Raw genomic sequence first — 25,770 nt, 5'->3', positions numbered from 1 at the left:
CTGGAGGGAAAAATCATGTTAAGAAAATGTACTGCAGTCAATGAAGGATGGAAGTTTGGTCTGGATCCTGAAAATATCGGGATTAAACAGGGCTGGCAGATAACTGGTCTTGAACAGAATCAAAATAAAACAGTAAAAAATGTTATGCTTCCGCATACATTTAATGTAGACAGCGAGAGTGAAGAATATCGAGGTGTTTACTGGTATGAGTATACATTTACGGTTCCTGATGAGTGGATGAATAAGCAAGTTTGGTTTGATTTCCATGGCATTTATCGTGACGCACAGTTTTGGGTAAATGGAAAATCTGTTGGATCACACAATGGTGCAGGATTTACCAGTTTTAAGCTCGATGTCACAGATTTTATAAAAAGTGGTACAAATAAGCTGATCGTCCGTGGAACAAATGAGTATTCTCCTCAGGCATTGCCGTGGGATCGTCAATTTGACTGGGCAGATGACGGTGGAATTTTCAGACCAGTATACTTAAATGTATGTGAAAAAAATGGAATTAGAGCTGTTCATATCCATCAGAATGTTATGATTGAGCAGACAGAAAATTTTTGTGTTCATCAGGCACCAGTCATGATAGAGGCAGAAGTGTCCATGTGGGGAAATACGAATAAGACAAGTGAACTTTGTGATTCAAATAAAGGAACAGCAGATTCATTTATATGGAAATATGAGCTGTATGAGGGAGCATCCGAAAATAAAGGAAACGTAGTTTATATAGGAGAAGCACCATTTGATTCAAAGTTTTCCTTTGTATTCAATGAAGCAAAGCTTTGGCATTTTGATCATCCGCATCTATATACACTTTGTATTCATCAGATACGTGTCGCAGATGGACAAGAAATGGACTGTGTGGAAAGTACAGTAGGATTTCGAAGCCTAATCGCTCACGACGGTCAGTTTGTATTAAATGGAGAAAATGTACAGCTAGTCGGTACAGAGTGGATGCCAGGTTCTGATCCGCGTATCGGAAATGCAGAAACAAAGGAAGATATTGCGCGCTGGCTGACAATCTTAAAAGGATGCAACTGCATTTTTACCAGAGTACATTGGCAGCAGGACGACGCTTTATTTGACTGGTGTGATCGAAATGGCATGCTTGTTCAGGAAGAAGTTCCTCTGTGGGGACAGCCAAAAGAGCCAGTTACACATGAAGAAGTTCTTGTAAAAGCGCAGATTGATGAAATGTTGGAGGCGCATTTTAATCATCCATCTATAATTGCATGGGGTGTTGGAAATGAGCTAGACGGACAGAGCGCGATAACGGCACAATATGTAAAGAATATGAAGTCATATATATTGGAGCAGGATCACAATCGCCTGATGTCCTATGTTTCCAATACCATTTGGAATACGCCGCAAGATGCCACTGCGCTCGGTGATATTATCATGGCAAATGATTACATTGGCACATGGCATGGAAACAAAGATACAAGGGCAGAAATTAAACGCTTCTGGGATGCACATAGAGAAATGCCGATGGTAATTTCAGAGTTTGGTCTTTGCGAGCCAGCCTTCGCAGGCGGTGATCCGAGACGTGAGCAGATTTTCATGGAGAAAATGAAGATTTATCGTGAGTTTGGTATAAGTGGAATCATATGGTTTTGCTTAAATGATTACCGTACTCAGATGGGCGAAGAAGGTGAGGGACGTCTTCGCCGCAGAGTTCACGGTTCTGCAGATCTATATGGAAATCCAAAGCCATCCTATGAGACTGTAAAGCGTGAATGTGCACCACTATATATTTCATCGATCAACGCGGTAAATACAGATGAGAAAACATCAGGCGTGGAAATTGTGATTGCAAACAAAAATGCACTTCCATGCTATGAGGCCAAAGGATATCATCTGGCAGGCTTTGATGGGACAGGCTGCTTAATAAGCTATACCGCACTGACCCCACTTAAGCCGGGTGAAACGCAGAAAATCTTTCTTGCCGATGCGCAGTCACAATTGGCACGTATCGCAATTCAAAGACCAAATGGAGCTGAGAGTATTTCATATTTCATTTGATTTATGTGCGCCTAATTAGTTTGCTGGGAATCCAGCCTGTTTTAATGCATCAAGCACAGCTTTTTTGATTCCATTTGAGCTGTAGGTTGCACCGGAAACTGCATCAACATTGGTATTTTGTGCTTCAAGAATTTCAGAAACAACCTTGTCTTTGCATTTATCGAAGTACCATAGGTCGCTCTCGGCACTGCTGCAGGAGATATCAGTGATTTTGCCATCCTTGATTGTGACTGTTGCCTTTACAGCGCCATCATAGCCGTAGGCTTTTCCCTCATAAACGCCATCGGTGAGAGTCGTATCATCAAAAGATTGAGAAACCTCTGTGGAAACAATCTCAGATTCGATAGTTGTATTTTTAGTCATTTCTGCATTCAAATTGCCATCAGCTATAGTATCTTTTGGGCTTGAAACGGCGCAGATAATAACCATAACAGCAAGAAATAACCCAAAGCAAATGGATGTAAATTCACGGCGGTGTTCCGGCTTTTTCTTTAGGAAATACCATTTGCGTATTCTGCAGATTGCATATCCAAGGAAAATTGCCGTGTAAACAATTACAGAAAAGTAGTAGCCATCCTTGCCATCTTTGGCAAGCGGAATAAATAACAGCATAATGTGGAGGTAGAGCAGCGCGTAAAACAGGTAAGCAAAGCGCTGGATCTGCTTCCACTTTTTTGCTTTCATGCGCTTACGAATCTTTGGAAAAGAAAGGATAGTAAGCGGAATCATAATGATAAGAAGAATAATAGTAATTATGCAGGCAGCAAATTGATTGGCAGGAAGTGCGGATGCATCAGTAAAGAAACGCACGAAATAAGTTCTTCCATAGCCAATGTTGTGACCAAGCGTCAGCATTGCGGCAAAGATGGAAAGCTCACCGCGCACCGGCATTAAGCGCTTAATCAGCCAAGAACCGTTAGAGAAGGCACCTGTCCACATGACAATACACCAGAGTGCGCATGAAAGGGCACCGCGGCGAAATAGATCAAGAAGAAAAGTGACAGCCTCTGGCAAATTCCGTGAAAAAGGAAATAGCGATACGAAAAGTGTAAGCACAAGTGCACCGATGTACCACGGATACGGATGACGTTTGATCGTGGATTTTGCAGTCAGTGCAAAGATTGATGCGATTATCAGTGAAAAAATAAATAACATAGATATTTGATTACCTCCGTGTATACGATTTATATTATAAGGAATAAATGTAGTGTAACATAAGGAAAAATACATCACAAGCAAACAGGAAACACAAAAAAGACGAAAAAAAGACATAAAGTTAGCATAAACTAACAAGAAATAGACAAAAATAAAGAATGGCAGTTCATATAAGAGGAAAAGTATAATTGAAAATTGTTAGAAATAACTAACTCGGACTCACAATAAAACATATGGAAAACGTCAAATTGCTGTTTTTATATAAATAACCTTTTTTTCTCAATAAGGGTGTTGATTTTTATGATCATGTTAGAATATACTAACTGCCATCGGCAATATAAAGTTAAAGGAGATATCATTTATGAGAACAAAAATGGCATTAGCTGTGTTGGCGGCAAGTACAATAGCAGCAGGAAATATGAGTGCTTTTGGAGGAGTTTTAAAGAGTGAGAGCACACCGGCAACAAGCGAGGCACAGACAGAGGAAGCTTCTGGTGCAGAGGATGAGGCACAGACAGTAAGCATTGAGGCAAGTGAATATTACTTTGGTAAGATTAATGTTCCATATGCAGATTTTTATTATGGAGAGATCAATCATGTACAGCCAGAGGCACTTGAGGATGCAGCTGCAGGTCAGTATGATGCAGAGGATAAGGTAACGGCTGCAGGTCTTCGTGAGGAAGGCATTTATGATTCTGTTACTTCTGCGACAAGCCAGAAATCTCAGCGTTTTGAAAAAAGCTATTTTGAGCAGAATGGCGATGGAACCGATATTTTAGGACCATCCAGTGTAAATGTGGCAATTCCAAAGACATTGTATGATGATGTAAAGGCAGCAATCGAAGCTGGTACTGAGTGCAGCAATCCACTTGTTGAGTTCGTATCATCACTTGAAGAAGTATCAGAAGAAGTTCCGGCTGAGTATAAGGTAATCAATTCTGATGGTACCTTAAGCCAGACAATTGGAACAACTAAAGAGGCAGAAAATGTAACAGTTTCCTTTGCAACAGTTTCGACATGGGGAAATTATCAAATCGACTTTGACGGTCTTGAGATTGAATCTGCTGATATTCAGGGTGCACTTCTTGAAACATCTGATGGAGAAATTTATGGACTTGAGCATTTGGACAATTTATGGCTGCGTGCAAATGAGATTGCATTTGCGGCAGAAGAGATGACTGAGCCACATGGAAATACACCGTCATGGCAGCGTTTTGCTGATATTCAGGGAAAGACAATCACAAAGGTAACTTACATGTTGGCAGACCAGGATGATATCTCTATTGAGACTGATCTGTACTGCAAGGAGCTTCTTGGAGAAGAATATTCCATTACAACAGATGAGAGTGTTATTTACCAGAAGGATGGCACTGCAATCAACATCACATATACAACACCAGATGACAGTGATTATAGTGTAGAGGCTGTCGCAGCAGGACGTACTGCCGTAGAAGATGGACTTTACAGCGTAGAGGACAACGTAATTACTCTGAGCGGTGATTTAAAGCCGGGCAGCTATACAGTTACCTTCTCAGATGACAAGTATGCAAGCAAGAAGTCAAGCACACTTGTTGAATCTGGCTTAGAAGAAGGCAGTGTTTCTATTGAAAATAATGCTGTTGTAATCGCAGATAATGAGCAGGGACTGACTGGTGCTGACTATGCGGCACAGGTAACAAGTGTTATTGTAAATGGCGAGCCAGTAAAGGCCAAGGGCATTGCAGGTATCTTATTCAATGAGGATGGAAGCATAAATCTGGATGCTGAAATTGAAGGTCAGGATGGAAACGTTAAGGTATTTGACGGAAGCGATTCCTATGAGATCGAGTTAGAAGCAACTGGATATCCAGCAGTAAAGGGAACTGTAACAGCACAGTAATAAAACAATTTGAAATAGTAGATAGTAAGCAAAAGGCTGGCTGCCATATGACTAGTAGCCAGCCTTTTTGCAGAATATAGAACAGCAACAAATGAGAGAAAGGAAGATTTTCATGAATCGAAAGAAAAGCTTTGCCAGCCTTTTGAAAATAACTTGTGTTATGGTCTGTTCATGCATTGGCACACAGTTTGTTTGGGCTGATAAGACTGACAGCGAGAGCATAACAGATACTGCAATGGGAACAGACTGCAGCGTCCGTGTTTATGGTTCGGATAGAACTGCAAAAGATATTATGGACATGCTTTCTGATATTGAAAACAAATATTTATCATGGCGCATTGAAGGCAGCGATATTGCCAATATCAATGAAAATGCATCAGAGAACAAGCCTGTTATGCCATCAAAGTGGACATATGGCTATCTGGAAAATGTGCTTGATCTTGCAAGAGAAAGCAGCGGTGCATTTGATCCGACATTAGGCCGTGTGTCGCAGCTTTGGAATCTGGAAAGTGACAATCCATATATTCCATCAAAAAGCGAGCTGACAGAGCTTCTTTTAGAGACTGGCTGGGAAAAAATAAGTCTGGGTGACGGTGAAGTGTTTTTAAAAGATGGTGTGCAGATTGATCTTGGAGCAGTCGGAAAAGGAATCGGATGTGATGAAGCACGAAAAATGTTAGAAGAGACAGGTGCTGACGCAGCGGTGGTATCTGTTGGCGGAAGTATTTTGACGTATGGAAAAAAGCCAGATGGAAAACCGTGGAAGATCGGCATTGCAAATCCACGCAATGAAGATGGCGAATCATATCTCGGTTCACTAACGATTGATGGAACATGCAGTATATCTACATCTGGAGATTACGAAAAATATGTGATTGAAGATGGTGTTCGCTATCATCATATTTTAGATACGAAGACAGGATATCCGGCAGAGAGCGGACTAATCTCCGTCACAATTGTCTGTGATGACGGATGGCTAAGCGATGGCCTGTCTACTGCATGCTTTGTGCTTGGTTATGAAGACAGCCTGTCGCTGCTAGAGACTTATCAGGCAGAGGCTGTGTTTGTAACTGAGGATAAAGAGGTGATTGTAACAGATGGATTAAAAGATATGTTTACATTGACAGATTCCTCGTATGAACAGGTGGAAGAATGAGCGAAAAGAAACGAGCAATTATAATCGCTTCAATACTAAGTTTGATATTTATATTGTCTGCGGTCTGGACTGCGCACCAATTTCTGGCAAAAAAAGAATCGGCAAGCGCAGCAATTTATCAGAATGGAACATTAATTAAAATTATTTCGAATGATCACGAAGAGACATTTCGCATTGAAGATGGCGAAAACTGGAATGAGATTACTGTAGACAAAGACGGGATTCATGTGAGCGGTGCGAGCTGCCCGGATAAGATTTGTATGCATACCGTGTGGAAAGGAAAAGGTTCTCTTCCGATTGTGTGTCTGCCAAATCATCTTGTGATCACGGCGGCACCAGAAGAAACGGATGATGAATTTGATGTGCTGACATACTAGAGGCAATAGAGTCACCATGCGGTACGTAACTTGTATATATATGGCAGCTGTCTGATTTTTTGAGAAAGAAAGAATAAACAAAAATGGAAACAAAGAAAAAAGATAAAAGGAATACAGCAGAGAAAGCAAATAAAATGGATATCAAAAAGATGACAGCGCTTGCAATGTTTTCAGTGATTGCGCTTACAATCTTTACGGCAGAATCCATGATCGGTCCGATTGTACCGATTCCAGGAATTAAGCTTGGACTAGCCAATATCGTAACACTTCTTGTACTGGTTTTATATGGACCAAAGGAAGCACTCTTTGTGCTGATCGTGCGAATCCTTCTTGGAAGTATGTTTGGCGGACAGATGATTTCATTTTTTTATAGTTTGTCTGGCGGTGTTTTGTGTTGGCTTGTCATGAGCCTTATTAGTGCGCTCCTTAAGAAAAAATTTCTAGTGCTGATAAGTATGTGCGGAGCTGCCGCCCATAATATCGGACAAATTTTGGCAGCAATTGTGATTACACAGTCTATAAGCGTAGTGGCATATTTGCCTGTTTTAATGCTCAGCGCAATGATTACAGGCTGCTTTACAGGATTGGCAGCCCATGTGTGCTCAAAGAGACTGCAAAAAATTTTAAAAATCTATTTTGAATAAGAAAAAAACTGATTTGTCAGGAAAGTTGGCAGGTCAGTTTTTTTTATTTTACCTAAAATTTACATAAATGCGTCGCAGACTTGACCGAGTGCTGTTACACTGCTTTGCGATAGGCAGAATATCAAATAAAAATGTAGCAAGGCACAGAAGGGAAAAGGCGCAAAGATGCAAAAAGAAATTTTTATGAACAGAGAGCTTTCATGGCTTAAATTTAACGAGCGTGTACTGGAGGAGGCAGAGAATATAAAGGTGCCGCTATGCGAGCGTCTTTCATTCGCGGCAATTTATCAGAGTAACTTGGATGAATTTTTCATGGTTCGTGTAGGATCACTGATTGATCAGGAACTGCTAGGAAAAGGAGAGCGTGAAAATAAGACACAGATGACGGCGCAGGAGCAGATCCGTGCAATTTTGCCGCGTGTTCAGGAATTAAATGCGAGAAAGGATATCGTGTACACACAGATTATGCACAGCCTGGAAAAGCAGGGAGTGCGTCTGGTAGATTTTCATAAGATCACTCAACAGGAAAGTACACGACTCAGAGCATATTTTCAGGCAGAAATAGAGCCGCTATTATCTCCATCCATGATTGGAAAACGACAGACCTTTCCATTTTTAAGAAATCGCGAGCTTTATGCGGTGGCAGCGCTTGAGAATAAGAGCGGGAAAAAGCGTCTTGGCATTATTCCGTGTGTTAATACGGGATCAGGGAAAATTTTTCCAAGACTAATTAACGTCAAGGGAAGCGATATGTATATGCTCTCAGAGGATCTTATTCTTCATTATATGCCAAGGATTTTTAAAGGTTATCAGGTAAAGGAAAAGGCTATTATACGAATTACAAGAAATGCAGATATTGATGCAGATGCATTATATGATGAGGATCTTGATTACCGCGATTTTATGGAGAAGCTGATTAAGAAAAGAAAGAAGCTGGCGCCGCTTCGTCTTGAAATTGAAGGTGATTTAAGCGGTGAAACAGTAAAGACGCTTTGTGGTCATCTTGATTTAAATTCCTGCTATGTGTATTATGCAAAGTCACCGCTTGATCTGTCCTTTGCCTATGAAATTCAGGATCTGCTTCGAAAAAATACACAGTTATTTTTTGAAAAGCGCGTACCGCAGAAGTCTCCTATGTTTAGTCAGGGTCAGCCAATCCTTGATCAAATCAGAAAAGAGGATAAATTACTGTCTTATCCATATGAAAGCATTAAGCCATTTTTGCAGATGCTTCATGAGGCGGCAAATGATCCAGATGTGATTTCAATTAAGATGACTCTTTATCGTATGGCAAGGCAGAGTAAGGTGGTAGAATATCTGATAGAGGCTGCAGAAAATGGCAAGGAAGTATTTGTACTTGTTGAATTAAAAGCGCGTTTTGACGAGGAAAATAATATTGAGTGGTCGCGTCTTCTCGAAGATGCAGGCTGCCGCGTTATTTATGGATTAGACGGCTATAAGGTGCATTCAAAGCTTTGCCTGATTACAAAGAGAAGCGAAGACAGAATTGAATATTATACGCAGGTAGGAACTGGAAATTATAATGAGAAGACCTCACGTTTGTATACTGATTTGTCATTTATGACATCAAATGTGCAGATTGGAATGGAAGCAGCAAGGATTTTCCAGGCGCTTGCAATGGGACAGACACCAGATGAACTGAAGCATTTGCTTGCAGCACCGAATTGTCTGCAAAATCGCGTAATAGAGATGATTGATGGCCAGATTGAGCTTGCAAAGAGCGGACAGCCTTCTTATATTGGTCTTAAGATGAATTCTCTGACAGATAAGAAGATTATGGATAAGCTGGTAGAAGCATCACAGGCAGGAGTGAAGATTGATATGGTCATTCGCGGAATATGCTGTCTGATTCCGGGAGTAAAGGGATATACAGAAAATATTAGTGTCAGAAGCATTGTAGGTCGTTTCCTTGAGCATTCAAGAATTTATATTTTTGGTGTAAAAGAAAATGCACGTGTATATATAGCATCAGCAGATTTCATGACAAGAAACACGCTTCGCCGTGTAGAGGTAGCAGCTCCAATTGAAAATGAAAAACTAAAAAAGCTTCTACTTGATATGTTTGATGTGATGCTTCGTGATAATCAGAAGGCAAGAGTCGAATTGCCAGATACAACATATGCGATGGCTTCTGCGCTAGAGCTTCAAAATGATCCACCGATTAATGCACAGGAATATTTTTACGAAAAGGCATATGAGGCTGCAGAGAAAAACAACATCAGAGTATAATAGAATAATCCATTGATTTTACAAGACCGCTGAGGTATACTTCTCTTATATCGCAGCGGTTTGTTTTTTTGTTGTAAACCTATTTTGGAAAGCGGGTGAAACAATGGGAAATATTATGGACTATTTGAAATGGCGGGGTGATCTGACATTTTCACAGGATGCCTTCAACGAGGTAGATAACTTGCTTTTGTCATTTGTGGCATATGTGAATCTTGAGGGATTGTCTGTTGGTGCTGGTGAAGAGCGAGTGGCACTTGAGGAGCTTTCAAGACGCTTTTTTGTGCTTCATAGCGAAGAAGAACTTGCAGCAGACAAGTCGTTTACGAGACTGGCGCCATATATAGTAAAAATGATGGCACAGTCGAACCGCTACCGCACATCGCTCATTTCAAATTATGTCAATATGGTTAATCCACAGCTGGAGCTTCAATTTTCTGCCGTACAGCTTGATCTTATGGATGGCTCAAAAAATTTTTGCTTCAGGGGAACGGATGACAATATTGTGGCATGGAAAGAGGACTTTAATCTAGGCCTTGGCGAAGTGCCAGCCCAAAAGTTAGCATCAGAATATTTGAACAGATTTGGTGTTGGTACATCCCCTATTCGCGTAAGCGGTCATTCAAAAGGCGGCAATTTGGCAGTATATGCAGCTGCAGCCTGTAAAATAGAGGTGCAGGAACGCATTACAGATGTATATAGTAATGATGGTCCTGGATTTGTGCATGAGTTTGTGACGAGTGATTCATATAAGAAAATTCAAAATCGAATCCATCGCTATATTCCAGATTCATCCATCATAGGAATGCTTCTTGAAAATCCTGTAGAACCGCAAGTCATAAAAAGTACAGCTAAGGGAATCCTTCAGCACGATGCGATGAGCTGGCAAATAGAAGGTCCGCATTTTGTATCAGCAAGCTTAAGTGAATCAGCGATTTCACTCCATGAGACGCTTCGTAACTGGCTTGAAAATATTGATGAGAATGCAAGGACACAGTTTGTCGATGATTTATTTTCAATACTGGAATCGACTGGTGTTGATACATTGACGCAGGTGCAGGAAGGTGGATTAAAAAATGCGGCTGCAATGCTTCGTGAGCTTCACCAGATTGTACCGGGAACATGGTCAGAGCTGGAAAATCTGCTGAAGGCAGTTTTGCCATTTTCAGGTTTTCTGATTATGGGAAGACAAAAGACAGTGGACAGACAAAATATACCGCGCGCAGTGACAAGCCATAGAGCTGCACACATAAGCAATAAAAATCATAATGAAAACAATGTGAAACAGGAGGAAAAAAGAAAATGAGTCAGAAAAAACAGGCTGCTTCATCAGCTAGGGCAGGGGGAATCACAGATGGTGTGATATGGGAGCAGCTGCTTGTCTTTTTCTTTCCGATTTTGTTCGGAGCATTTTTTCAACAGCTGTATAATACAGTTGACGCAGTTGTGGTGGGTCGTTTTACGGGCTCGCTTGAGCTGGCAGCCGTAGGCGGTTCAACTGGAACGATTATTAATCTTTTATTTGGTTTCTTTATTGGACTTTCTTCTGGTGCGACTGTTATAATTGCGCAGTTTTACGGAGCAGGCGATAAGGAAATGGTAAGCCGAAGCGTACATACAGCGATTGCGCTTTCCATTGCAGGCGGCGCGATTTTAAGTGCAATTGGATTTATTTTTGCAAGGACAGCACTTGAGTGGATGCAGACACCAGATACAGTGATTGATCTTGCGGAAACATATATCAAGATTTATTTTATCGGTATGATCCCGAATCTGTATTACAATATATGTGCAGCAATCCTGCGAGCTGTCGGAGATTCAAAGCGGCCACTCTACATTTTGATTTTCTCTTGTCTTGTAAATATTGTGCTTGACCTTGTATTTGTTGTAGTGCTTCGCATGTCTGTTCAGGGAGTAGGAATTGCAACGATTCTTTCCCAATTTATCAGTGCAGTACTAATCACATTCTGTCTGATGAGAACAAATGAGTGCTATCGCCTGAAGTGGAGTAAGGTTCGCTTCCATAAGATGCTGCTCATTCGTATCATTCAGATCGGTGTACCAGCAGGTTTACAGTCAGTTATGTATAACATAGCTAATATCATTATTCAGTCCAATGTAAATCTGCTTGGAAGTAATACAATGGCGGCATACACAGCATATTCTAAGATCGATGCAGTATTCTGGATGATCATGAATGCATTTGGTGTGTCAGTATCCACATTTGCCGGTCAAAACTTCGGTGCAGGAAAGTTAGACCGTGTTCGTAAGAGTATGAAGATTTGCTTAGGCATGGCACTTGGCGCAAGCATCGGATTAAGTGTAATTCTTCATTTCTTTGGACGATATGTCTATATGCTATTCACAACAGATGCACAGGTTATCGAGATTGGAATGCAGATTTTATATTTCTTAACACCAATTTACTTCACATATGTCACAATTGAGGTAGTTTCAGGAACAGTGCGTTCCATGGGCTTTGTGTTCACACCAATGCTTATGACATGCGGCGGTGTATGTGTGCTTCGTCTTTTATGGCTGTTTATTGCAGTTCCGCGGAATCGAACAATCACAAATATTTTATTTAGCTATCCATTGTCATGGGTAGTGACATCAATCTTATTTATTATTTATTATATTTACCTGAATAAAACAGGAAAAATCGAGGCAGCACGAGAACACAGTATTGTTTAAATGTTTGTCAAACAAAAAATGAATTTAGGGCAGGCTGATTTATTTTACAGCCTGCCCTAAATTCATTTTTTAATTACAGTTCGCGCAACGCCCTTCTTAAACAAAATTTAAAGATTTTCCCTGTTTATTCTTAAACTAAAAGATTGTATACTATGGACAGAAAAGAGAAAGGGCACTGAAAAAATGAGTATGAATAATAACGTTAATATAGAGAAAAAAGAAACAGCAGCCTCTGCTGAAAAAATCGACAAGATCGTAATATGCGATGACGATAAGGATATTGTCAGGGCACTTCAGATTTACTTGTCGAACAGAAACTATGAGCTTCTATGTGCATATACGGGAAGAGAGGCACTTGATTTTGTAAAAAAAGGTGATGTATCGCTTGTTCTTCTTGATATCATGATGCCAGAGATGGATGGAATCACGGCGCTTCGCGCGATACGCGAAAAGAGTAATGTTCCAGTTATCTTAATAACTGCAAAAAGCGAAGACGCTGATAAGGTGCTAGGCCTTGATGTAGGTGCAGATGATTATATTACAAAACCATTTAATCCAATCGAGGTGTTAGCGAGAGTGCGTTCTCAGCTTCGCAGATATAATAAGTTGGGAGGCAGCGAAGACAGCAACAAAAAAGAAGTGCTTAGCTGTGGAGGTGTAACGCTTGATGATCGCACAAAGCAGGTCACAATGGACGGCGAAGAAGTATCACTCACGCCAACTGAATACGAGATCTTAAAATTTTTAATGTCTCATCCCAAGCAAGTCTTTTCACCAAGACAAATTTACAGCGAGGTTTGGAAGGATACGCCGATAGGAAGCGAGGGAACCGTAGCTGTACATATTCGCCACTTGCGAGAAAAGCTTGAGATAGAGCCATCAGATCCGAGACACTTTAAGGTTGTCTGGGGACAGGGCTATAAGTTTGAGTGAATGATTATGATGAAAGTGGCTAAATAATAGAGAAGCAGAGAGGTAAGTAGACAAGCAAATAGGTAAGTAGACAAGCAAAGAGGCGAATAGGAGTTCAGATTATGGGTAAATTTTTGCAAAAGTATGGTATTCTCTTTTTCTTTTGTGCAATGATGGGTGGAATCATTATGGTGGATTCAATTTTTGCCATTGCATTTACTGATAAGGAACGGGGATTGGCAACGGAATTTTCAGATTATACAATGAAAATTTCGATTCTGCAGGCAGATTCACAGGAAGCATTTCGGCAAAAAGAGTTCCTTTTATTTTTGCAGGAAAAAGCACAAATCGAAACCATAAATGTGTTAAAAGCAAATAGCCAAAATGGAGAGTTGCTTTATTCAAATGAGTTTGAATCAATGCAAAGCAACGCACTTGAGCAAGCGCCAGATACCGCAGTAACGGGAGTTTACTATCTAGATGGTGGGCAGAATACGAATTTGATATTTCAGGAATTACAAAATCAAATTTTAACAAAAAATCAATATGCGCAGATTGTTGTGTTAGAAGATTCTTCAAAGGGATATCTATTGGAACGATTGAAAAATTCACAAGATGCCACATATTATTTATTGCAGATGGGGTTATTGGTATTGCTGAATTTGTTAAACTTTGGAAACGTTGCGAGTTGCTGGGCTAATTACAGAATAACAGAGATTGCAGTAAGAAAAATGGTTGGCGGAACAGATGGAACAATATTTCGAAAAATAATGATTTTATTTGGTGCGGCAACAGGGCTATTTATTTTAAGTGGAATGATGATTGGGATCCTAATTGCGAAAAATCATATGGAAATCACGAGTATTGCATTGCTTTTTGGTATCATCAATTGTCTAATTCAATGGTTGATATTGATTCTATTTGGCGGATTATCAATCCACAGATATGTGAGAAAAAATATAATGGAGCTTCGAAAACAAAGTTGAAAGGTAAAAGAGAAACTATCAACTATCACTAATTTTGAAATGGAGCTGAGTAAAATGACAACTATAAAATATGCATTACGAGAGGTGCGAAAGTATTTTGGAAGGTATCTTCCAATTTATGCACAGATCATCACTTCCGTCCTATTATTTGCCTTCATTGCTGTAACATTTGATCAGGCGCGTGTGTTTTCTGCAAAAATGTATGAATATAGTGAGCATAAAAATATGTATGCAGTTGTTGATAAAACTGATGTACCTACTATTATGAATACATTGGTGGCAGAAGGTGCAGAAGAAAAATGCAAAGAGTTATACGAATATACAGCTAAGAATGTTGAAATGTATATTCATATGAAAGACAAGGTGCGTTGGAACGGAAAAGACATCGAAGTTTTACAGATCAATAAAAACTTTTTTGATCTGTATCAGATCAATTTGCAGCAAGGGCGTATCTTTTATGATAGCGAATGGAATGGACAAATCAATGAAGATGAGCCGATACCTGTTTTGGTGGGGTCTGAGGTAGCAGCAACGTATCCAATCGGAACAAGATTCACAAATGAGGTATCAGATAAGAGTCTATTTGAAATTGTAGGAGTACTGGATAAGGATGCTTTTTATTTAGAACCAGTTGTGGGAAATCGGATAATTTCACTCAATTCCGCGTTTATTATTCCGTGGATTCCAAGAGAATCTTTCAATAATGGCTATCGAAATGTAAATTTGTTTCATGTATTACAATTGGAAACAAATTCAGTTGAAGTGCTGAATGATATTTCTGCAAAATCAAAAGAGCTTGGTTTATTTGATTTTGATTTTGTATCGTTTCGAGAGCAGATTGAAGTGGTGAATACTTATTATCAGAATGTATATAGCAGAGATTGTGCAATGTTAGGTGCATTGCTTCTATATTGTGTCATAGGAAGTATAACGATGCTGCTTCAGTACATTAATACTCATATGAAACAAAATTCAATATATATGCTATGTGGTGCAACACAACACGAAATTGGTTTGCAAATGATGATCCAAATACTGGTGCCAATTTTGATTGGACTTGTGTTTTCTGCAATTATTTTTAAAACAGCTTTTGCAGTAATAGCAGGAGTGCTGTTTGGAATTGTATTGTTAGGTGTCATTTTATTTATACCATTGTTGAAATGGAATCGAATGGAAATCAGTCAGATTTTTAAAACTTATGAATGAAGGTGAAATCGTATGGATTTGAATAATGAAAAAAAAGCAATTATTGAGCTGCAAGGAATCTGCAAATCATTTTCAGTTGGAAAAAGAACAGCAAAGGTGTTAAAAGGAATTGATTTGTCTATCAATAACGGTGAAATGACAGCTATTATGGGAGCTAGTGGATGCGGAAAATCAACACTGCTAAATATTATAGGATGTTTGGATGTTGCAGAATCGGGAGAGTATTGGCTAAAAGGAAAAAAAGTAACGGGAAAAAGCCAAAAAGAAATGGCCAGGATTCGAAATGAAATATTTGGTTATGTCATTCAGGATTTTGCATTGATTCGAGACGATACAGTACTCTAAAATATTCGGATACCACTGGATTACAGTAAAAAGAAAATTGACAAGCTTCGAATTGATCAATTGTTAAAATCATTAGGGCTGAAAAAGCTGCAAAAAATGCGTGTGAGCCTACTTTCAGGCGGAGAGCAACAGCGAACTGCGATTGCTAGGGCTTTAGTAAATGATCCGGAAATTTTACTGGCAGATGAGCCAACAGGAGCGCTTGATTCCAAGACGGGTCAGGAAGTCATGAATATTCTTCGAGAGATCTGTAACAAAGGCAAAACAATTGTAATCGTAACGCATGATGAAAAAATTGCACGACAGTGTGATCGAATCTTGTGTATGAAAGATGGAAAGATATGAGTAGCAATTTGCAAATTGTTGTGAATTTGAAAGGAGTATTTATGGGAAAATTAAAAGAAAAATTAAAACCAGAAAAACTGTCTGCCACATTTCCAGCATACATACTAGCTTATTTTATGTGCATGATGACTGGTTTTTGTATGATCATGTTTTTACGTGAGCTTAGATATCAGATTGGTATACTGCAGCGTTATGGTTTGGGAGAGCTTGGAAATGTAGCATCAGCTTTATTGTTTGCTCTTGTATGTGCATTTTTCTTTTATCATGGTGCAAAGATTATTATTTGTCGTGCTCATAAAAAGGCTCAGAAAGAATTAAAGCATCCAAATGGGCTTTATGGCATGCCAATTGAATGCTGCGCAGCTATTTATTTTGCAGCAGAAGTAATCCTTCTTTGTATGTCAATCAGTTCGGGAGAGTACACATATATTGGAATGCTCGGTTCAGCTGTGCTGATGCATTTTTGTGAAAATATTGTTCAAAGAAAGGACAGAGGACTTCTTACAAGCGGTTCTCTCTATGAAAAGATAAATAGTGCAGCACGAAGAGCAGGAATCGTGATCCCTTTTATGGTCAGCTGCAGCATTGTAAGTGTACTTCTATTTTTATTTTTGGCAAGTCTTTTTGCCAGTGTACGCAATTATAATGGAACAGTCGGTTCTACGCTTCGTTTTTTGTTTTGTGCTGTGCTTGTGATTTTAATTCCAAGTGCATTCTGGTATCTTTGCCTGTGCTTTTATAAGCTAAAGATTGCAGGAGAAGCGCTTAGGGACGGACAGGACGGCTACCGCGTAGATACAAGCCATATGTGCGGTTCTTTAAAGGAACATGGAGAAGATTTAAATCGAATTGGTGAGGGAGTTAACAAGGCTGTTGAGGAGAGATTAAAAAGTGAGCGTCTTCGCACGGAGCTAATCACAAATGTTTCGCATGATATTAAAACACCGTTGACTTCCATTATAAACTATGCTGATTTAATCACTAAGGAAAAGACAGATAATCCAAATATACAAGAATATGCAGAGGTGCTTGGAAAGCAGTCGCAGAAATTGAAGCGTCTTATTGAAAATTTGATAGAGGCATCAAAGGCATCTACAGGAAATATTCATGTTGAAATAAAGCCATGTAATTTAAATGTGCTTTTGGCGCAGATATCAGGTGAGTATGAGCAGCGCCTGGCTGAACAAAATTTGACACTCATTGCCTCACCACTAACAGATGATATTTTTGTTCTGGCAGATGGAAGCCAGCTGTGGCGTGTTTTCGATAATTTGCTTGGCAATATTTGTAAATATGCACTTGAAAATACACGCGTCTACATGGACGTGGCTGTGAAAGAGCACGATCAGGTAGAGATTACGCTGAAAAACATTTCAAAAAATCAGCTCAATCTATCAGAAGATGAGTTATTTGAGCGATTTAAAAGAGGCGATAATTCCAGAAGCACAAGCGGAAACGGTCTTGGACTTTCAATTGCACAGAGCCTGATGAGACTGCAGAATGGATCACTTCATCTTGTAACGGACGGTGATCTTTTCAAGGCAGTAGTAGCGCTTAATAAAACAGAGCCTAGTTCGGCTTTATAAAAAAACGTGTTGCTATGTACCATAGTAATCTTCTTGGAAGATCAATAATTGTGCATAGCAGGTAAATGCAAAGAGCGGCAGTTATAACCCAGACAAAAAGCATAGGACCAGAAGGAAAATGACCGATGGCAAAATAAAGCATCAGATGATTCCATATCAGAGGATGCACATGAATCAGATATACGCTAAGAGCAGAAGGGGCGAGAAATGAAGCCACATGTCTGCTCTTTTTGCTGCAGGGCATAAGAGAAAAAAGAAAGAACAAGGCACAAGAGCCAAGGAAAATAGTTGGCGAGGTGTAGCTGACATATTGGGAAAAGCCAAACATTTTTAACAGAAAGCTTATAGTTGTGAAGAACAGGTAAAATAAAAATGGCAGAAAAAGACGATGACGAAAACAAAAATCTGGCAAGTGTGTCAGGCAAATTTCGTGGTATTTTCCCCAGAAGCCTCCGCAAATGTAGAGAAGCAAAAGCCAGATTGCGCTGTAGCCGCCTCCAAGACCGAAAACAGTTTCATTTAAAAGCGTGGGAAGAAGCGAAAATACAAGAAAAATAGCAATACAAATCTTAAGAAGCTCTTTTCCAGAAAGATTGACAATTGCACGATTTAAAATTGGGATTAAAATAAATAATCCGGCGTATGCTGTCATATACCAATATTGCTTTTTCATGATAGGAAAGAAGGCAGCAATCCATTGATCCTTTGTGACAGCTTCAGGCATAAATATGGCAAATAAAATAGTGATACCAAGCGTGTAAAAAAATGTCTGAAACCAAAGGCGCATTCCCTTTTTATAGCGAAAATGTGAGTGATATCCAACATAGCCGCTGATTAGTGCAAAGCAGTCAACAGCGCCAAAAGCCGCTGTTTCTAAAAACCATGCAATAGAAAAACTAAGATCACCTTGTTTAAAAGAGCCTAAAATACCGCCTTGCCCCAGAGTATGAAGAACTGCCACCATATACATAGATAAAATGCGAAGCCATTCAATTCCATAATTTTTTTCATGTTTTTTCTCGTTCATAATATCACCTGCCGTTTAATTGATTTACAGGTGTATTGTATTGGAAAAATCTTTCATCGAAGGCGATAAAACTCTTTCAAAACTCTTTCATGATGTGATTGATGGCAGACATACTACGGCAATAAAGCAGTCATCCTCTATCACAATATGAAATTGACCGCCGCAGCTTTCTGTGTAAGTTTTTGCAATGGCAAGACCAAGACCGCTTCCTTCTCCAGTTCTGGCTTTTTCACCGCGAACAAACCGTTTTGTAATTTCTTCAGGATCAAAATCAAGTGGAACACGCGATGTGTTTCGAATGCGAATTTCACAAAACTGATCACTACGTTGAATGGCATGAATGAAAATTCGTGTCTGTGGGCAGGCATATTTTAATGCATTATCAAATAAATTTTGAAAAACGCGGTGCATATGAAGACCATCACATAAGACATGCATACCAGTCAGAGGATAATCTTTTTTTAATTGAAAGCCAGATGCACAAAGCTCTTCGTCCATCTCACCAAGCGTTTGTTCTAAAAGACGTCCAATATCAATAGTTTCGCGTTTCATCGGCAAATGACCGCTTGAGGCTTTGGAGAGTTCAAAAACTTCCTCCACCATATCAAGAAGATATAAGCTTTTATGATTAAGCTTAGAAACAAGCGCGTCTGCCTCTGGTGACAGCATCTGTCTGGAAAGCTGTTCACCATAGCCGATAATGGAAGTAAGCGGTGTCTTTAAGTCATGAGAAATGTTTGCTATTAAGTCAACCTTTAACCGTTCCTGTTCCAAAGTCGTGCGAATGCTTTTTTGGATAATTAAGTCCATATCTGCTGTCAGTGAGTGACGTCCTATTAAAAAGAAAAAAAGAATGCTAATAAAGATAATCAGTGAAGCAAAAACAAAAAATGGTACAAAAAATTTTGAGGATTGAAAATTGTAAAAATAAGTTCGGGCAATTCTAATGAGTACGGCGCAGGCAGCTGCAGATAAAATAAAAGATGTAAGAATAACATAGAAAATCTGAGATGAAAGCTTTTTGGCAGAGATTTTTTTAAAAAGCCATTCACCAAACAAACTGCCGTGAAAGCCTTTGCTGTTCCAACTCCATAAAAAGCAAAGCAGGCTGACAGCACAGATTATGCCTAGAACAATGCAAAGAAATAGAAAAGGCCAAACAAGCTTACCAAAATTTTGGTAAATCAAAACAGGAAGGCTGTCTCCTAGAAGCTGAAACAGACAAAAGAAAAATAAAAAAAGAAATACTTCCTGATAAAGTCTTGGATGAAAGCCATTAAAAAAGAAGCCTCCAATTATGCATAGAAGAAAGCCAGCCATAGTCATATAGAATATAAAAGCTGTATAGCCGGTATAGTCAGAAGCTGTAGGCATAGTAACATTATCTAAGTAGGAGACAACAGTGTAGCTTGCAGAAATATCTTCTGTGGTATAAGCAGGTGTTGTAGGAGGCGTTAGTGAATACTGATTTGTATAGTCGATAGAATGACGGCAAAAATATCCATCTAAAGAATCAACAGAATATTGCCTGATTGCCGCAATGAAAAAGAAGGAACAAAAAAGCACCCATAGAATACATAAGATTTTATTATTTCTCAATTTTGTAACCAATTCCCCACACCACCTTTAAGTATTCCGGCTTTTTTGGATTCAGCTCAATTTTCTTGCGCAGCCGGTTGATATGTATCATAACAGTATTTTCTACTGAATAGCTGTCCTGTTCCCAGACGCGTTCATAGATTTCCTCTGCGGGAAAAATGCGCCCTGGTCTGGATAATAAAAGAGACATGATTTTATATTCCGTGGCAGTCAGGCGCACCTCATCGCCGCGCACATATAATTTTTTCAGCTCCGTATTCAGCGTCAGCTCATAATATTGCAAAAGACTGCCGGAATTATCCGAAGCAGAGCCAAGTGACAAATAGCGGCGAAGCAGAGAATGGACGCGTGCGAGAAGCTCATCACGGAAAAATGGCTTTACAAGATAATCATCGGCTCCCATATTCAGACCAATCACGCGGTCACTTTGCTCACCTTTTGCAGACAGCATTAAAATCGGTGCATTTGTCAGTCTGCGAATTTGTGTGGCAGCCTGAAGACCATTCATTTTTGGCATCATAATATCAAGAATCAAAAGCTGTACTGCATGTGTTTGAACAAGCATAACAGCCTGCTCACCGTCAGAAGCAGTAAGTGTCTGATAGCCATCTTCCTGAAGAATTGTTTCTATAATAGATAAAATATCACGGTCATCGTCTGCAATTAAAATGACAGGCGAGTTTGTATTTTGCAGCTGATTCAAAAAAGTTTCCTCCAATAGTTGTTTCTGATTTGCATTGTATCACAAAAGAAATTGCTTGACAATGACCGAGCTACTTTACATAAAAATTGCTTTTTGGTATACTAAAGGCCAGAAAAAGAAAGAAGTTTCAGGAGGTTTTATATATGAAGTATCGTCGCATTTTTACGATTGTGATTGATTCATTTGGAATCGGTGCCATGGATAACGCAGCTGATTATGGAGATGTTGGATGTGATACTTTTGGTCATATCGCAGATAAGGTGCCAGAGATTAAGATCCCGAATCTTATTCGTATGGGATTGACACAGCTTCATCCAGCCCCTGTTTTGACAAGCCCGCAGCCGTCAGACCGCATTGGAAAATATGCGAGATTAAATGAAAAAAGCAACGGCAAGGACACCATGACTGGTCACTGGGAGATGATGGGTCTTGAGATTAAGACACCATTTCAGACCTTTACCGATACTGGATTTCCTAAAGAATTAATTGAGGCACTAGAAAAGGAAACTGGTCATCGTGTGATTGGAAATAAGGCAGCTAGCGGAACAGAGATTTTAGATGAACTTGCAGAAGAAGAAATAAAGACAGGTGCCATGATCGTGTATACCTCATCTGATTCTGTTCTTCAGATTTGTGGAAATGAGGAGACATTTGGATTAGATGAGCTGTATCGCTGCTGTAAGATTGCCAGAGAGTTGACTATGAAGCCAGAGTGGAAGGTAGGACGTGTCATTGCAAGACCTTATGTGGGAAAGAAAAAGGGCGAGTTTAAAAGAACAGCAAATCGTCACGACTATGCGCTTAAGCCATATGGAAAAACAGCAATGGACGCATTAAAGGAAGCTGGCTTTGATGTTATCAGTATTGGAAAGATTCGCGATATATTTGATGGAGAGGGAATTACGCAGGCGATTCGCTCAAAGAGCAGTGTGCAGGGAATGGAGCAGACTATTGAATGTCTTGATCAGGACTTTACAGGACTTTGCTTTACTAATCTTGTTGATTTTGATGCGCTTTGGGGACACAGAAGAAATCCGCAGGGCTATGCAGAGGAGCTTGAAAAGTTTGATGTACTGTTAGGACAGTTTTTAGAGAAGATGAAGGAAGAAGATCTTGTTATTGTGACAGCAGATCATGGAAATGATCCGACCTTTAAGGGAACTGACCACACAAAGGAGCGTGTACCATTTTTAGCTTATTCACCATCTATGAAGACTAGTGGAAGAATCGACGATCAGAATTGTTTTGCTGTGATTGGAGCTACGATTGCAGATAACTTTGGTGTAGCTATGCCAGAGGGAACAATCGGCACATCCATTCTAAAACAGCTTGATTAATTAAAAAAGTAAGGAAAACATAGGAAAATATGGAAAATCAGTTTCGACAGTATCCGCTAGAGGAGGATATTTTAGGCGCACTTGATGCGCTTGGCTATACACAGCCGACAGAAATTCAGGCTGCTGTGATTCCGTCCATTTTAAATGGACGCGATATCATTGCAAAGTCAAAGACAGGAAGCGGAAAAACGGCAGCATTTGCGATTCCGATCTGCAATTTTGCCGATTGGGAGCAGAATACTGCGCAGGCACTTGTCTTAGAGCCGACAAGAGAGCTTGCCTTTCAGGTGAAGGACGAACTCTACGCTATTGGCCGTTTTAAGCGTTTGAAGGTTCCGGTGCTGTACGGCGGCTTCCCAATGGAAAAGCAGATTTTAACTCTAAAGCAAAAGACACATATCGTAGTTGGTACGCCGGGACGTGTGCTTGATCATTGTAAGAGAGGCACGCTTGATCTGTCGAAGGTGCGTTATGTCGTGATTGATGAGGCTGATTTGATGCTGGATATGGGCTTTATTGAAGATGTCAGAAATATTTTGATGCATCTTGAGGGAAAGCCAGTGTTTATGCTGTTTTCTGCAACTATGGGAGAACGTCTTGAAGCGCTTGCCGCGCAGTTTATGCATGAACCGCTTGAAGTTAAAATTGAAAATGATACAGAGACAGCAGATACAATTGAGCAGGTTGGCTATTTTGTTGACGAGGATGAGAAGAAGCTTCCTCTTTTTCTTGATATTCTTACTATGGAAAATCCAGACAATGCCATGGTTTTTTGCGGTACAAGAGAGATGGTCGAGGTACTATATTACCGTTTGAGAAAAGAAGGCATTGCATGTGGTATGCTTCATGGTATGATTGATCAGAAGGTGCGCACAAGAACAATTGAAGATTTTAGGGCACAGGGCTTTCGTATTCTTATCGCAACAGATGTGGCGGCAAGAGGTGTAGATTTTCAAAATATTACACATGTGTTTAATTACGATCTTCCGACTAACAAGGAGGTGTATGTTCATCGGATTGGCAGAACAGGACGTGCAGGAGAGACAGGCCGTGCTGTAAGTCTGATCCGCGAAGACGAGCAAAAAATGCTTAATTCGATTGAGTCTTTTACTGGAGTAGGACTGGCAATTTTAAAGCCGCCGGCAGCTGAGGATGTTGAAAATGCTCGCAGTGCCTTTTTAAAGCGTCAGCGTCAGAAGCGTCCGCGCAAAAAGAAGAAGCAGGATGTGTTTGGCGGGCAGATTATGAATCTTACAATCGGCGGTGGAAAAAAATCGAAGCTAAGAAGCGGTGATGTTGTTGGCGCGATAAGTAGTATTGATGGCGTAGATGGAAAGACTGATATTGGAGCGATTGACATTCGCGAGAGTATCACATATGTGGAGATTTTAAATGGAAAGGGTGCGCTTGTATTAGAGGAACTTCCTAAGCGCACCATGAAGGGAAAATACAGAAAGGTTCATCAGACAAGAGAAAGGATAGGTACAATAATAAAATGAGACATTCAATTGAGATGGAAAAATTGACGCTTGGTGTATGTTATTATCCGGAGCACTGGGATCGTGCGCTGTGGAAAGACGATTTGCAGCGCATGAAGCAGTATGGCATTGAAGTAATTCGTCTAGCTGAGTTTTCATGGGCACTTATGGAGCCAGAAGAAGGAAAATATGATTTTTCATTCTGGGATGAATTTCTGGCGCTTGCTGCCGAAGAAAATATGAAGGTTGTTTTTTGCACGCCTACAGCAACACCGCCGGCATGGCTGTCTGAGAAGTATCCTGAAACATTAAATGCAGATGGTGATGGAAATCTTATGTACCATGGTATGAGAGGCCAGCATAATTTAACTTCACCAAAATATTTAGAGTTCTGCGAGAAGATTACAAGACATATGGCAGAGCATTTTAATAAGTATGACTGCATTATTGGATGGCAGCTTGATAATGAAGTTAACTGTGAGGCAAATGAGTATTATTCCAAGAGTGATCATGAGGCATTTCGCGCCTTTTTAAAGGAGCGTTTTGGTACTCTTGATAATCTTAACGAGAAGATGGGGACGATATTCTGGAGTCAGACTTACACAGATTGGGATCAGATTCATCTGGCAAGAAGAAGTACAGCGGGCACAGGCCTTGCAAATCCGCATATGCAGCTTGAGCAGGTTCGTTTTATTTCTCACAGTGCAGTCCACTATCTGGCACTGCAGGCATCGATTGTAAGAGAGACAGCAGGGGATCGCTTTATCACAACAAATGGTATTTTTGAAAATCTTGACTATCAAAAGCTGATGGAGTCGGGTGTAGACTTTATCATGTATGACAGCTATCCAAACTTTGCCTATGCTATGGATCGTCCTGATGGTGGTGAAGGTGATTTGAAGGATAGAAATTTTTCTTTCAATCTGGCAAGAACAAGAGCTATTTCACCGTTGTTTGGCATTATGGAGCAACAGGCAGGACCTGGCGGCTGGAATTTTAGGATTCATCAGGCAAGCCCGAAGCCGGGACAGCTGCGTCTTTGGACTATGCAGTCTGTTGCGCACGGAGCAGATTTTGTAAGCTTCTTCCGTTGGAGAACTTGCTCATTTGGAACTGAAATATATTGGCATGGATTAAATGATTACAGTAATCGCCCGAATCGCCGTCTTGAAGAATTGTCTTTGGTAAAAGCAGATTTTGAGGCAATTAAGGACATAGCTGGTCATCCATATGAGGCAGCTGTAGGCATTTTATGCGACTACGACAATGAGTGGGATGGACAAAAGGATGTATGGCATGGTCCGCTTAGAAACTTCAGCACAGATGGATGGTTTCGTTCTCTTCAGAAGAAACATATACCATTTGATTTTGTGGATTTCAGGGAAGAAACAAATCTTAAGGATCTGGAGAAATATGAACTGCTTGTATATCCTCATGCTACAATCCTCACGAAAGAGCGCGCTGAAATTTTAACTCAGTATGTGGCAAATGGCGGAAAGCTTGTCATGGGATGCCGCACTGGATATAAGGATATATACGGACGCTGCCCGATGCAGCCAATGCCAGGCGAAGCAGCAGAGCTTTGCGGTGTCACAGTAGAAGATTTTACATTCCTGGCACCAGGGGAGCCAATGGAATATGTCAATTGGAATGGAAAACGCATTCCGGCACCTGTATTTAATGATGTGTTAGAGCCGGCATTTGGCGGTAAGGCAGAGGGATTTTTCGAGGGCAACTATTATGATGGAAAGCCAGCGCTTGTGACAAAGAATACGGGCAAGGGACTAGCCATTTACTTTGGCGGCTGTTTTGCAGAAGAGACAGCAGATGCCTTTTTGGAGGCACTTAGTATTCAGACACCGGCGCCATGGCTTGTGCTTCCAGAAGGATGTGAGCTTGCAAAGCGCGGTGATCAGTACTTTGTGTTAAATTATAAGGCACAATCGTGCGAGATTACGTTAAAGAAAAAAGTAACAGATCGTTTGACAGGAAACGAGATTGAAGGTACATATGAGGTAGCACCATATGGGGTACTGGTATTATTATGATACACAGGGTCAAAAGCTCAA

18 protein-coding genes and 2 pseudogenes are annotated in these 25,770 nt (G+C 40.2%); 16 read left to right on the top strand and 4 right to left on the bottom strand.

Features of this window, described 5'->3' with window-relative positions:
* The first annotated feature begins 15 nt into the window (after positions 1-15).
* Positions 16-2,025 (top strand): glycoside hydrolase family 2 protein, encoded by a 2,010-nt coding sequence (locus tag LKD48_RS00960; RefSeq protein ID WP_308730885.1) that lies wholly within the window; start codon positions 16-18, stop codon positions 2,023-2,025.
* Between the two features lie 15 nt (positions 2,026-2,040).
* On the opposite strand, the gene LKD48_RS00955 is transcribed toward LKD48_RS00960, so the two are convergent.
* A complete protein-coding gene (locus tag LKD48_RS00955) occupies positions 2,041-3,180 on the bottom strand; it encodes an FMN-binding protein (RefSeq protein ID WP_308730884.1) in 1,140 nt (379 codons plus the stop codon).
* A gap of 361 nt (positions 3,181-3,541) precedes the next feature.
* On the opposite strand from LKD48_RS00955, the gene LKD48_RS00950 reads away from it, so the two are divergent.
* From LKD48_RS00950 to LKD48_RS00895, 12 genes and pseudogenes are all read left to right on the top strand, one after another.
* Complete coding sequence (locus LKD48_RS00950) at positions 3,542-5,059, top strand: hemoblobin-interacting domain-containing protein (protein ID WP_308730883.1); 1,518 nt, start codon at positions 3,542-3,544, stop codon at positions 5,057-5,059.
* A gap of 112 nt (positions 5,060-5,171) precedes the next feature.
* Complete coding sequence (locus LKD48_RS00945; RefSeq protein ID WP_308730882.1) at positions 5,172-6,215, top strand: FAD:protein FMN transferase; 1,044 nt, start codon at positions 5,172-5,174, stop codon at positions 6,213-6,215.
* Positions 6,212-6,592 carry a NusG domain II-containing protein gene (locus LKD48_RS00940; RefSeq protein WP_066557991.1) on the top strand — a complete coding sequence of 127 codons (381 nt, stop codon included), beginning with the start codon at positions 6,212-6,214 and terminating at the stop codon, positions 6,590-6,592. Before LKD48_RS00945 ends, LKD48_RS00940 begins: the two co-directional genes overlap by 4 nt.
* A gap of 83 nt (positions 6,593-6,675) precedes the next feature.
* Complete coding sequence (locus tag LKD48_RS00935; protein WP_308730881.1) at positions 6,676-7,236, top strand: Gx transporter family protein; 561 nt, start codon at positions 6,676-6,678, stop codon at positions 7,234-7,236.
* 153 nt (positions 7,237-7,389) lie between these two features.
* Positions 7,390-9,486 (top strand): annotated as a pseudogene (ppk1, locus tag LKD48_RS00930) (polyphosphate kinase 1); the annotation flags it as partial.
* A gap of 103 nt (positions 9,487-9,589) precedes the next feature.
* A complete protein-coding gene (locus tag LKD48_RS00925; RefSeq protein WP_066557986.1) occupies positions 9,590-10,789 on the top strand; it encodes an Mbeg1-like protein in 1,200 nt (399 codons plus the stop codon).
* Complete coding sequence (locus tag LKD48_RS00920) at positions 10,786-12,177, top strand: MATE family efflux transporter (RefSeq protein WP_066557984.1); 1,392 nt, start codon at positions 10,786-10,788, stop codon at positions 12,175-12,177. Before LKD48_RS00925 ends, LKD48_RS00920 begins: the two co-directional genes overlap by 4 nt.
* 243 nt (positions 12,178-12,420) lie before the next feature.
* Complete coding sequence (locus tag LKD48_RS00915) at positions 12,421-13,110, top strand: response regulator transcription factor (RefSeq protein ID WP_066558166.1); 690 nt, start codon at positions 12,421-12,423, stop codon at positions 13,108-13,110.
* Positions 13,111-13,211: 101 nt separating this feature from the next.
* A complete protein-coding gene (locus tag LKD48_RS00910) occupies positions 13,212-14,075 on the top strand; it encodes a hypothetical protein (RefSeq protein ID WP_308730880.1) in 864 nt (287 codons plus the stop codon).
* 54 nt (positions 14,076-14,129) lie between these two features.
* Positions 14,130-15,281 carry a hypothetical protein gene (locus LKD48_RS00905; protein ID WP_308730879.1) on the top strand — a complete coding sequence of 384 codons (1,152 nt, stop codon included), beginning with the start codon at positions 14,130-14,132 and terminating at the stop codon, positions 15,279-15,281.
* Between the two features lie 12 nt (positions 15,282-15,293).
* Positions 15,294-15,971 (top strand): annotated as a pseudogene (locus LKD48_RS00900) (ABC transporter ATP-binding protein).
* 41 nt (positions 15,972-16,012) lie between these two features.
* Positions 16,013-17,557: a sensor histidine kinase gene (locus LKD48_RS00895; protein WP_308730878.1), complete on the top strand. Its 1,545-nt coding sequence runs from the start codon at positions 16,013-16,015 to the stop codon at positions 17,555-17,557.
* Here LKD48_RS00895 and LKD48_RS00890 read toward each other — a convergent pair.
* The 3 genes from LKD48_RS00890 to LKD48_RS00880 all read right to left on the bottom strand — a co-directional run bounded on the left by LKD48_RS00890 (position 17,541) and on the right by LKD48_RS00880 (position 20,886).
* Positions 17,541-18,584, bottom strand: coding sequence for an acyltransferase (locus tag LKD48_RS00890; RefSeq protein ID WP_308730877.1), 1,044 nt, complete (start codon positions 18,582-18,584; stop codon positions 17,541-17,543). The genes LKD48_RS00895 and LKD48_RS00890 overlap by 17 nt on opposite strands.
* An 87-nt stretch (positions 18,585-18,671) precedes the next feature.
* Positions 18,672-19,394, bottom strand: a complete 723-nt coding sequence (locus LKD48_RS00885; protein ID WP_308730876.1) for a sensor histidine kinase — start codon at positions 19,392-19,394, stop codon at positions 18,672-18,674.
* 778 nt (positions 19,395-20,172) lie between these two features.
* A complete protein-coding gene (locus LKD48_RS00880) occupies positions 20,173-20,886 on the bottom strand; it encodes a response regulator transcription factor (protein WP_227100795.1) in 714 nt (237 codons plus the stop codon).
* Between the two features lie 143 nt (positions 20,887-21,029).
* On the opposite strand from LKD48_RS00880, the gene LKD48_RS00875 reads away from it, so the two are divergent.
* The 3 genes from LKD48_RS00875 to LKD48_RS00865 are packed head-to-tail and all read left to right on the top strand — an operon-like array spanning position 21,030 to position 25,749.
* Positions 21,030-22,223, top strand: coding sequence for a phosphopentomutase (locus LKD48_RS00875; RefSeq protein WP_308730875.1), 1,194 nt, complete (start codon positions 21,030-21,032; stop codon positions 22,221-22,223).
* Between the two features lie 29 nt (positions 22,224-22,252).
* Positions 22,253-23,722 (top strand): DEAD/DEAH box helicase, encoded by a 1,470-nt coding sequence (locus tag LKD48_RS00870; protein ID WP_308730874.1) that lies wholly within the window; start codon positions 22,253-22,255, stop codon positions 23,720-23,722.
* On the top strand, positions 23,719-25,749 hold the full coding sequence (locus tag LKD48_RS00865; protein WP_066557075.1) for a beta-galactosidase: 2,031 nt from the start codon (positions 23,719-23,721) through the stop codon (positions 25,747-25,749). The genes LKD48_RS00870 and LKD48_RS00865 overlap by 4 nt, the downstream gene beginning before the upstream one ends.
* Positions 25,750-25,770 lie beyond the last annotated feature (21 nt).

It is taken from the genome of Anthropogastromicrobium aceti (genome assembly GCF_020687335.1).
Lineage (GTDB): Bacteria > Bacillota > Clostridia > Lachnospirales > Lachnospiraceae > Anthropogastromicrobium > Anthropogastromicrobium aceti.
The sequence above is the reverse complement of the archived record's forward strand: the minus strand, read 5'-3'. Positions and strand labels throughout refer to the sequence as shown.

Excerpts from the sequence above, each read along its gene's own strand:
- LKD48_RS00960 (WP_308730885.1), top strand. The coding sequence starts at position 16 with ATGTTAAGAAAATGTACTGCAGTCAATGAAGGATGGAAGTTTGGTCTG.
- LKD48_RS00895 (WP_308730878.1), top strand. The coding sequence starts at position 16,013 with ATGGGAAAATTAAAAGAAAAATTAAAACCAGAAAAACTGTCTGCCACA.
- LKD48_RS00945 (WP_308730882.1), top strand. The coding sequence starts at position 5,172 with ATGAATCGAAAGAAAAGCTTTGCCAGCCTTTTGAAAATAACTTGTGTT.
- LKD48_RS00910 (WP_308730880.1), top strand. The coding sequence starts at position 13,212 with ATGGGTAAATTTTTGCAAAAGTATGGTATTCTCTTTTTCTTTTGTGCA.
- LKD48_RS00905 (WP_308730879.1), top strand. The coding sequence starts at position 14,130 with ATGACAACTATAAAATATGCATTACGAGAGGTGCGAAAGTATTTTGGA.
- LKD48_RS00955 (WP_308730884.1), bottom strand. The coding sequence starts at position 3,180 with ATGTTATTTATTTTTTCACTGATAATCGCATCAATCTTTGCACTGACT.
- LKD48_RS00865 (WP_066557075.1), top strand. The coding sequence starts at position 23,719 with ATGAGACATTCAATTGAGATGGAAAAATTGACGCTTGGTGTATGTTAT.
- LKD48_RS00870 (WP_308730874.1), top strand. The coding sequence starts at position 22,253 with ATGGAAAATCAGTTTCGACAGTATCCGCTAGAGGAGGATATTTTAGGC.
- LKD48_RS00950 (WP_308730883.1), top strand. The coding sequence starts at position 3,542 with ATGAGAACAAAAATGGCATTAGCTGTGTTGGCGGCAAGTACAATAGCA.
- LKD48_RS00875 (WP_308730875.1), top strand. The coding sequence starts at position 21,030 with ATGAAGTATCGTCGCATTTTTACGATTGTGATTGATTCATTTGGAATC.
- LKD48_RS00890 (WP_308730877.1), bottom strand. The coding sequence starts at position 18,584 with ATGAACGAGAAAAAACATGAAAAAAATTATGGAATTGAATGGCTTCGC.
- LKD48_RS00925 (WP_066557986.1), top strand. The coding sequence starts at position 9,590 with ATGGGAAATATTATGGACTATTTGAAATGGCGGGGTGATCTGACATTT.
- LKD48_RS00885 (WP_308730876.1), bottom strand. The coding sequence starts at position 19,394 with ATGGACTTAATTATCCAAAAAAGCATTCGCACGACTTTGGAACAGGAA.
- LKD48_RS00940 (WP_066557991.1), top strand. The coding sequence starts at position 6,212 with ATGAGCGAAAAGAAACGAGCAATTATAATCGCTTCAATACTAAGTTTG.
- LKD48_RS00935 (WP_308730881.1), top strand. The coding sequence starts at position 6,676 with ATGGAAACAAAGAAAAAAGATAAAAGGAATACAGCAGAGAAAGCAAAT.
- LKD48_RS00920 (WP_066557984.1), top strand. The coding sequence starts at position 10,786 with ATGAGTCAGAAAAAACAGGCTGCTTCATCAGCTAGGGCAGGGGGAATC.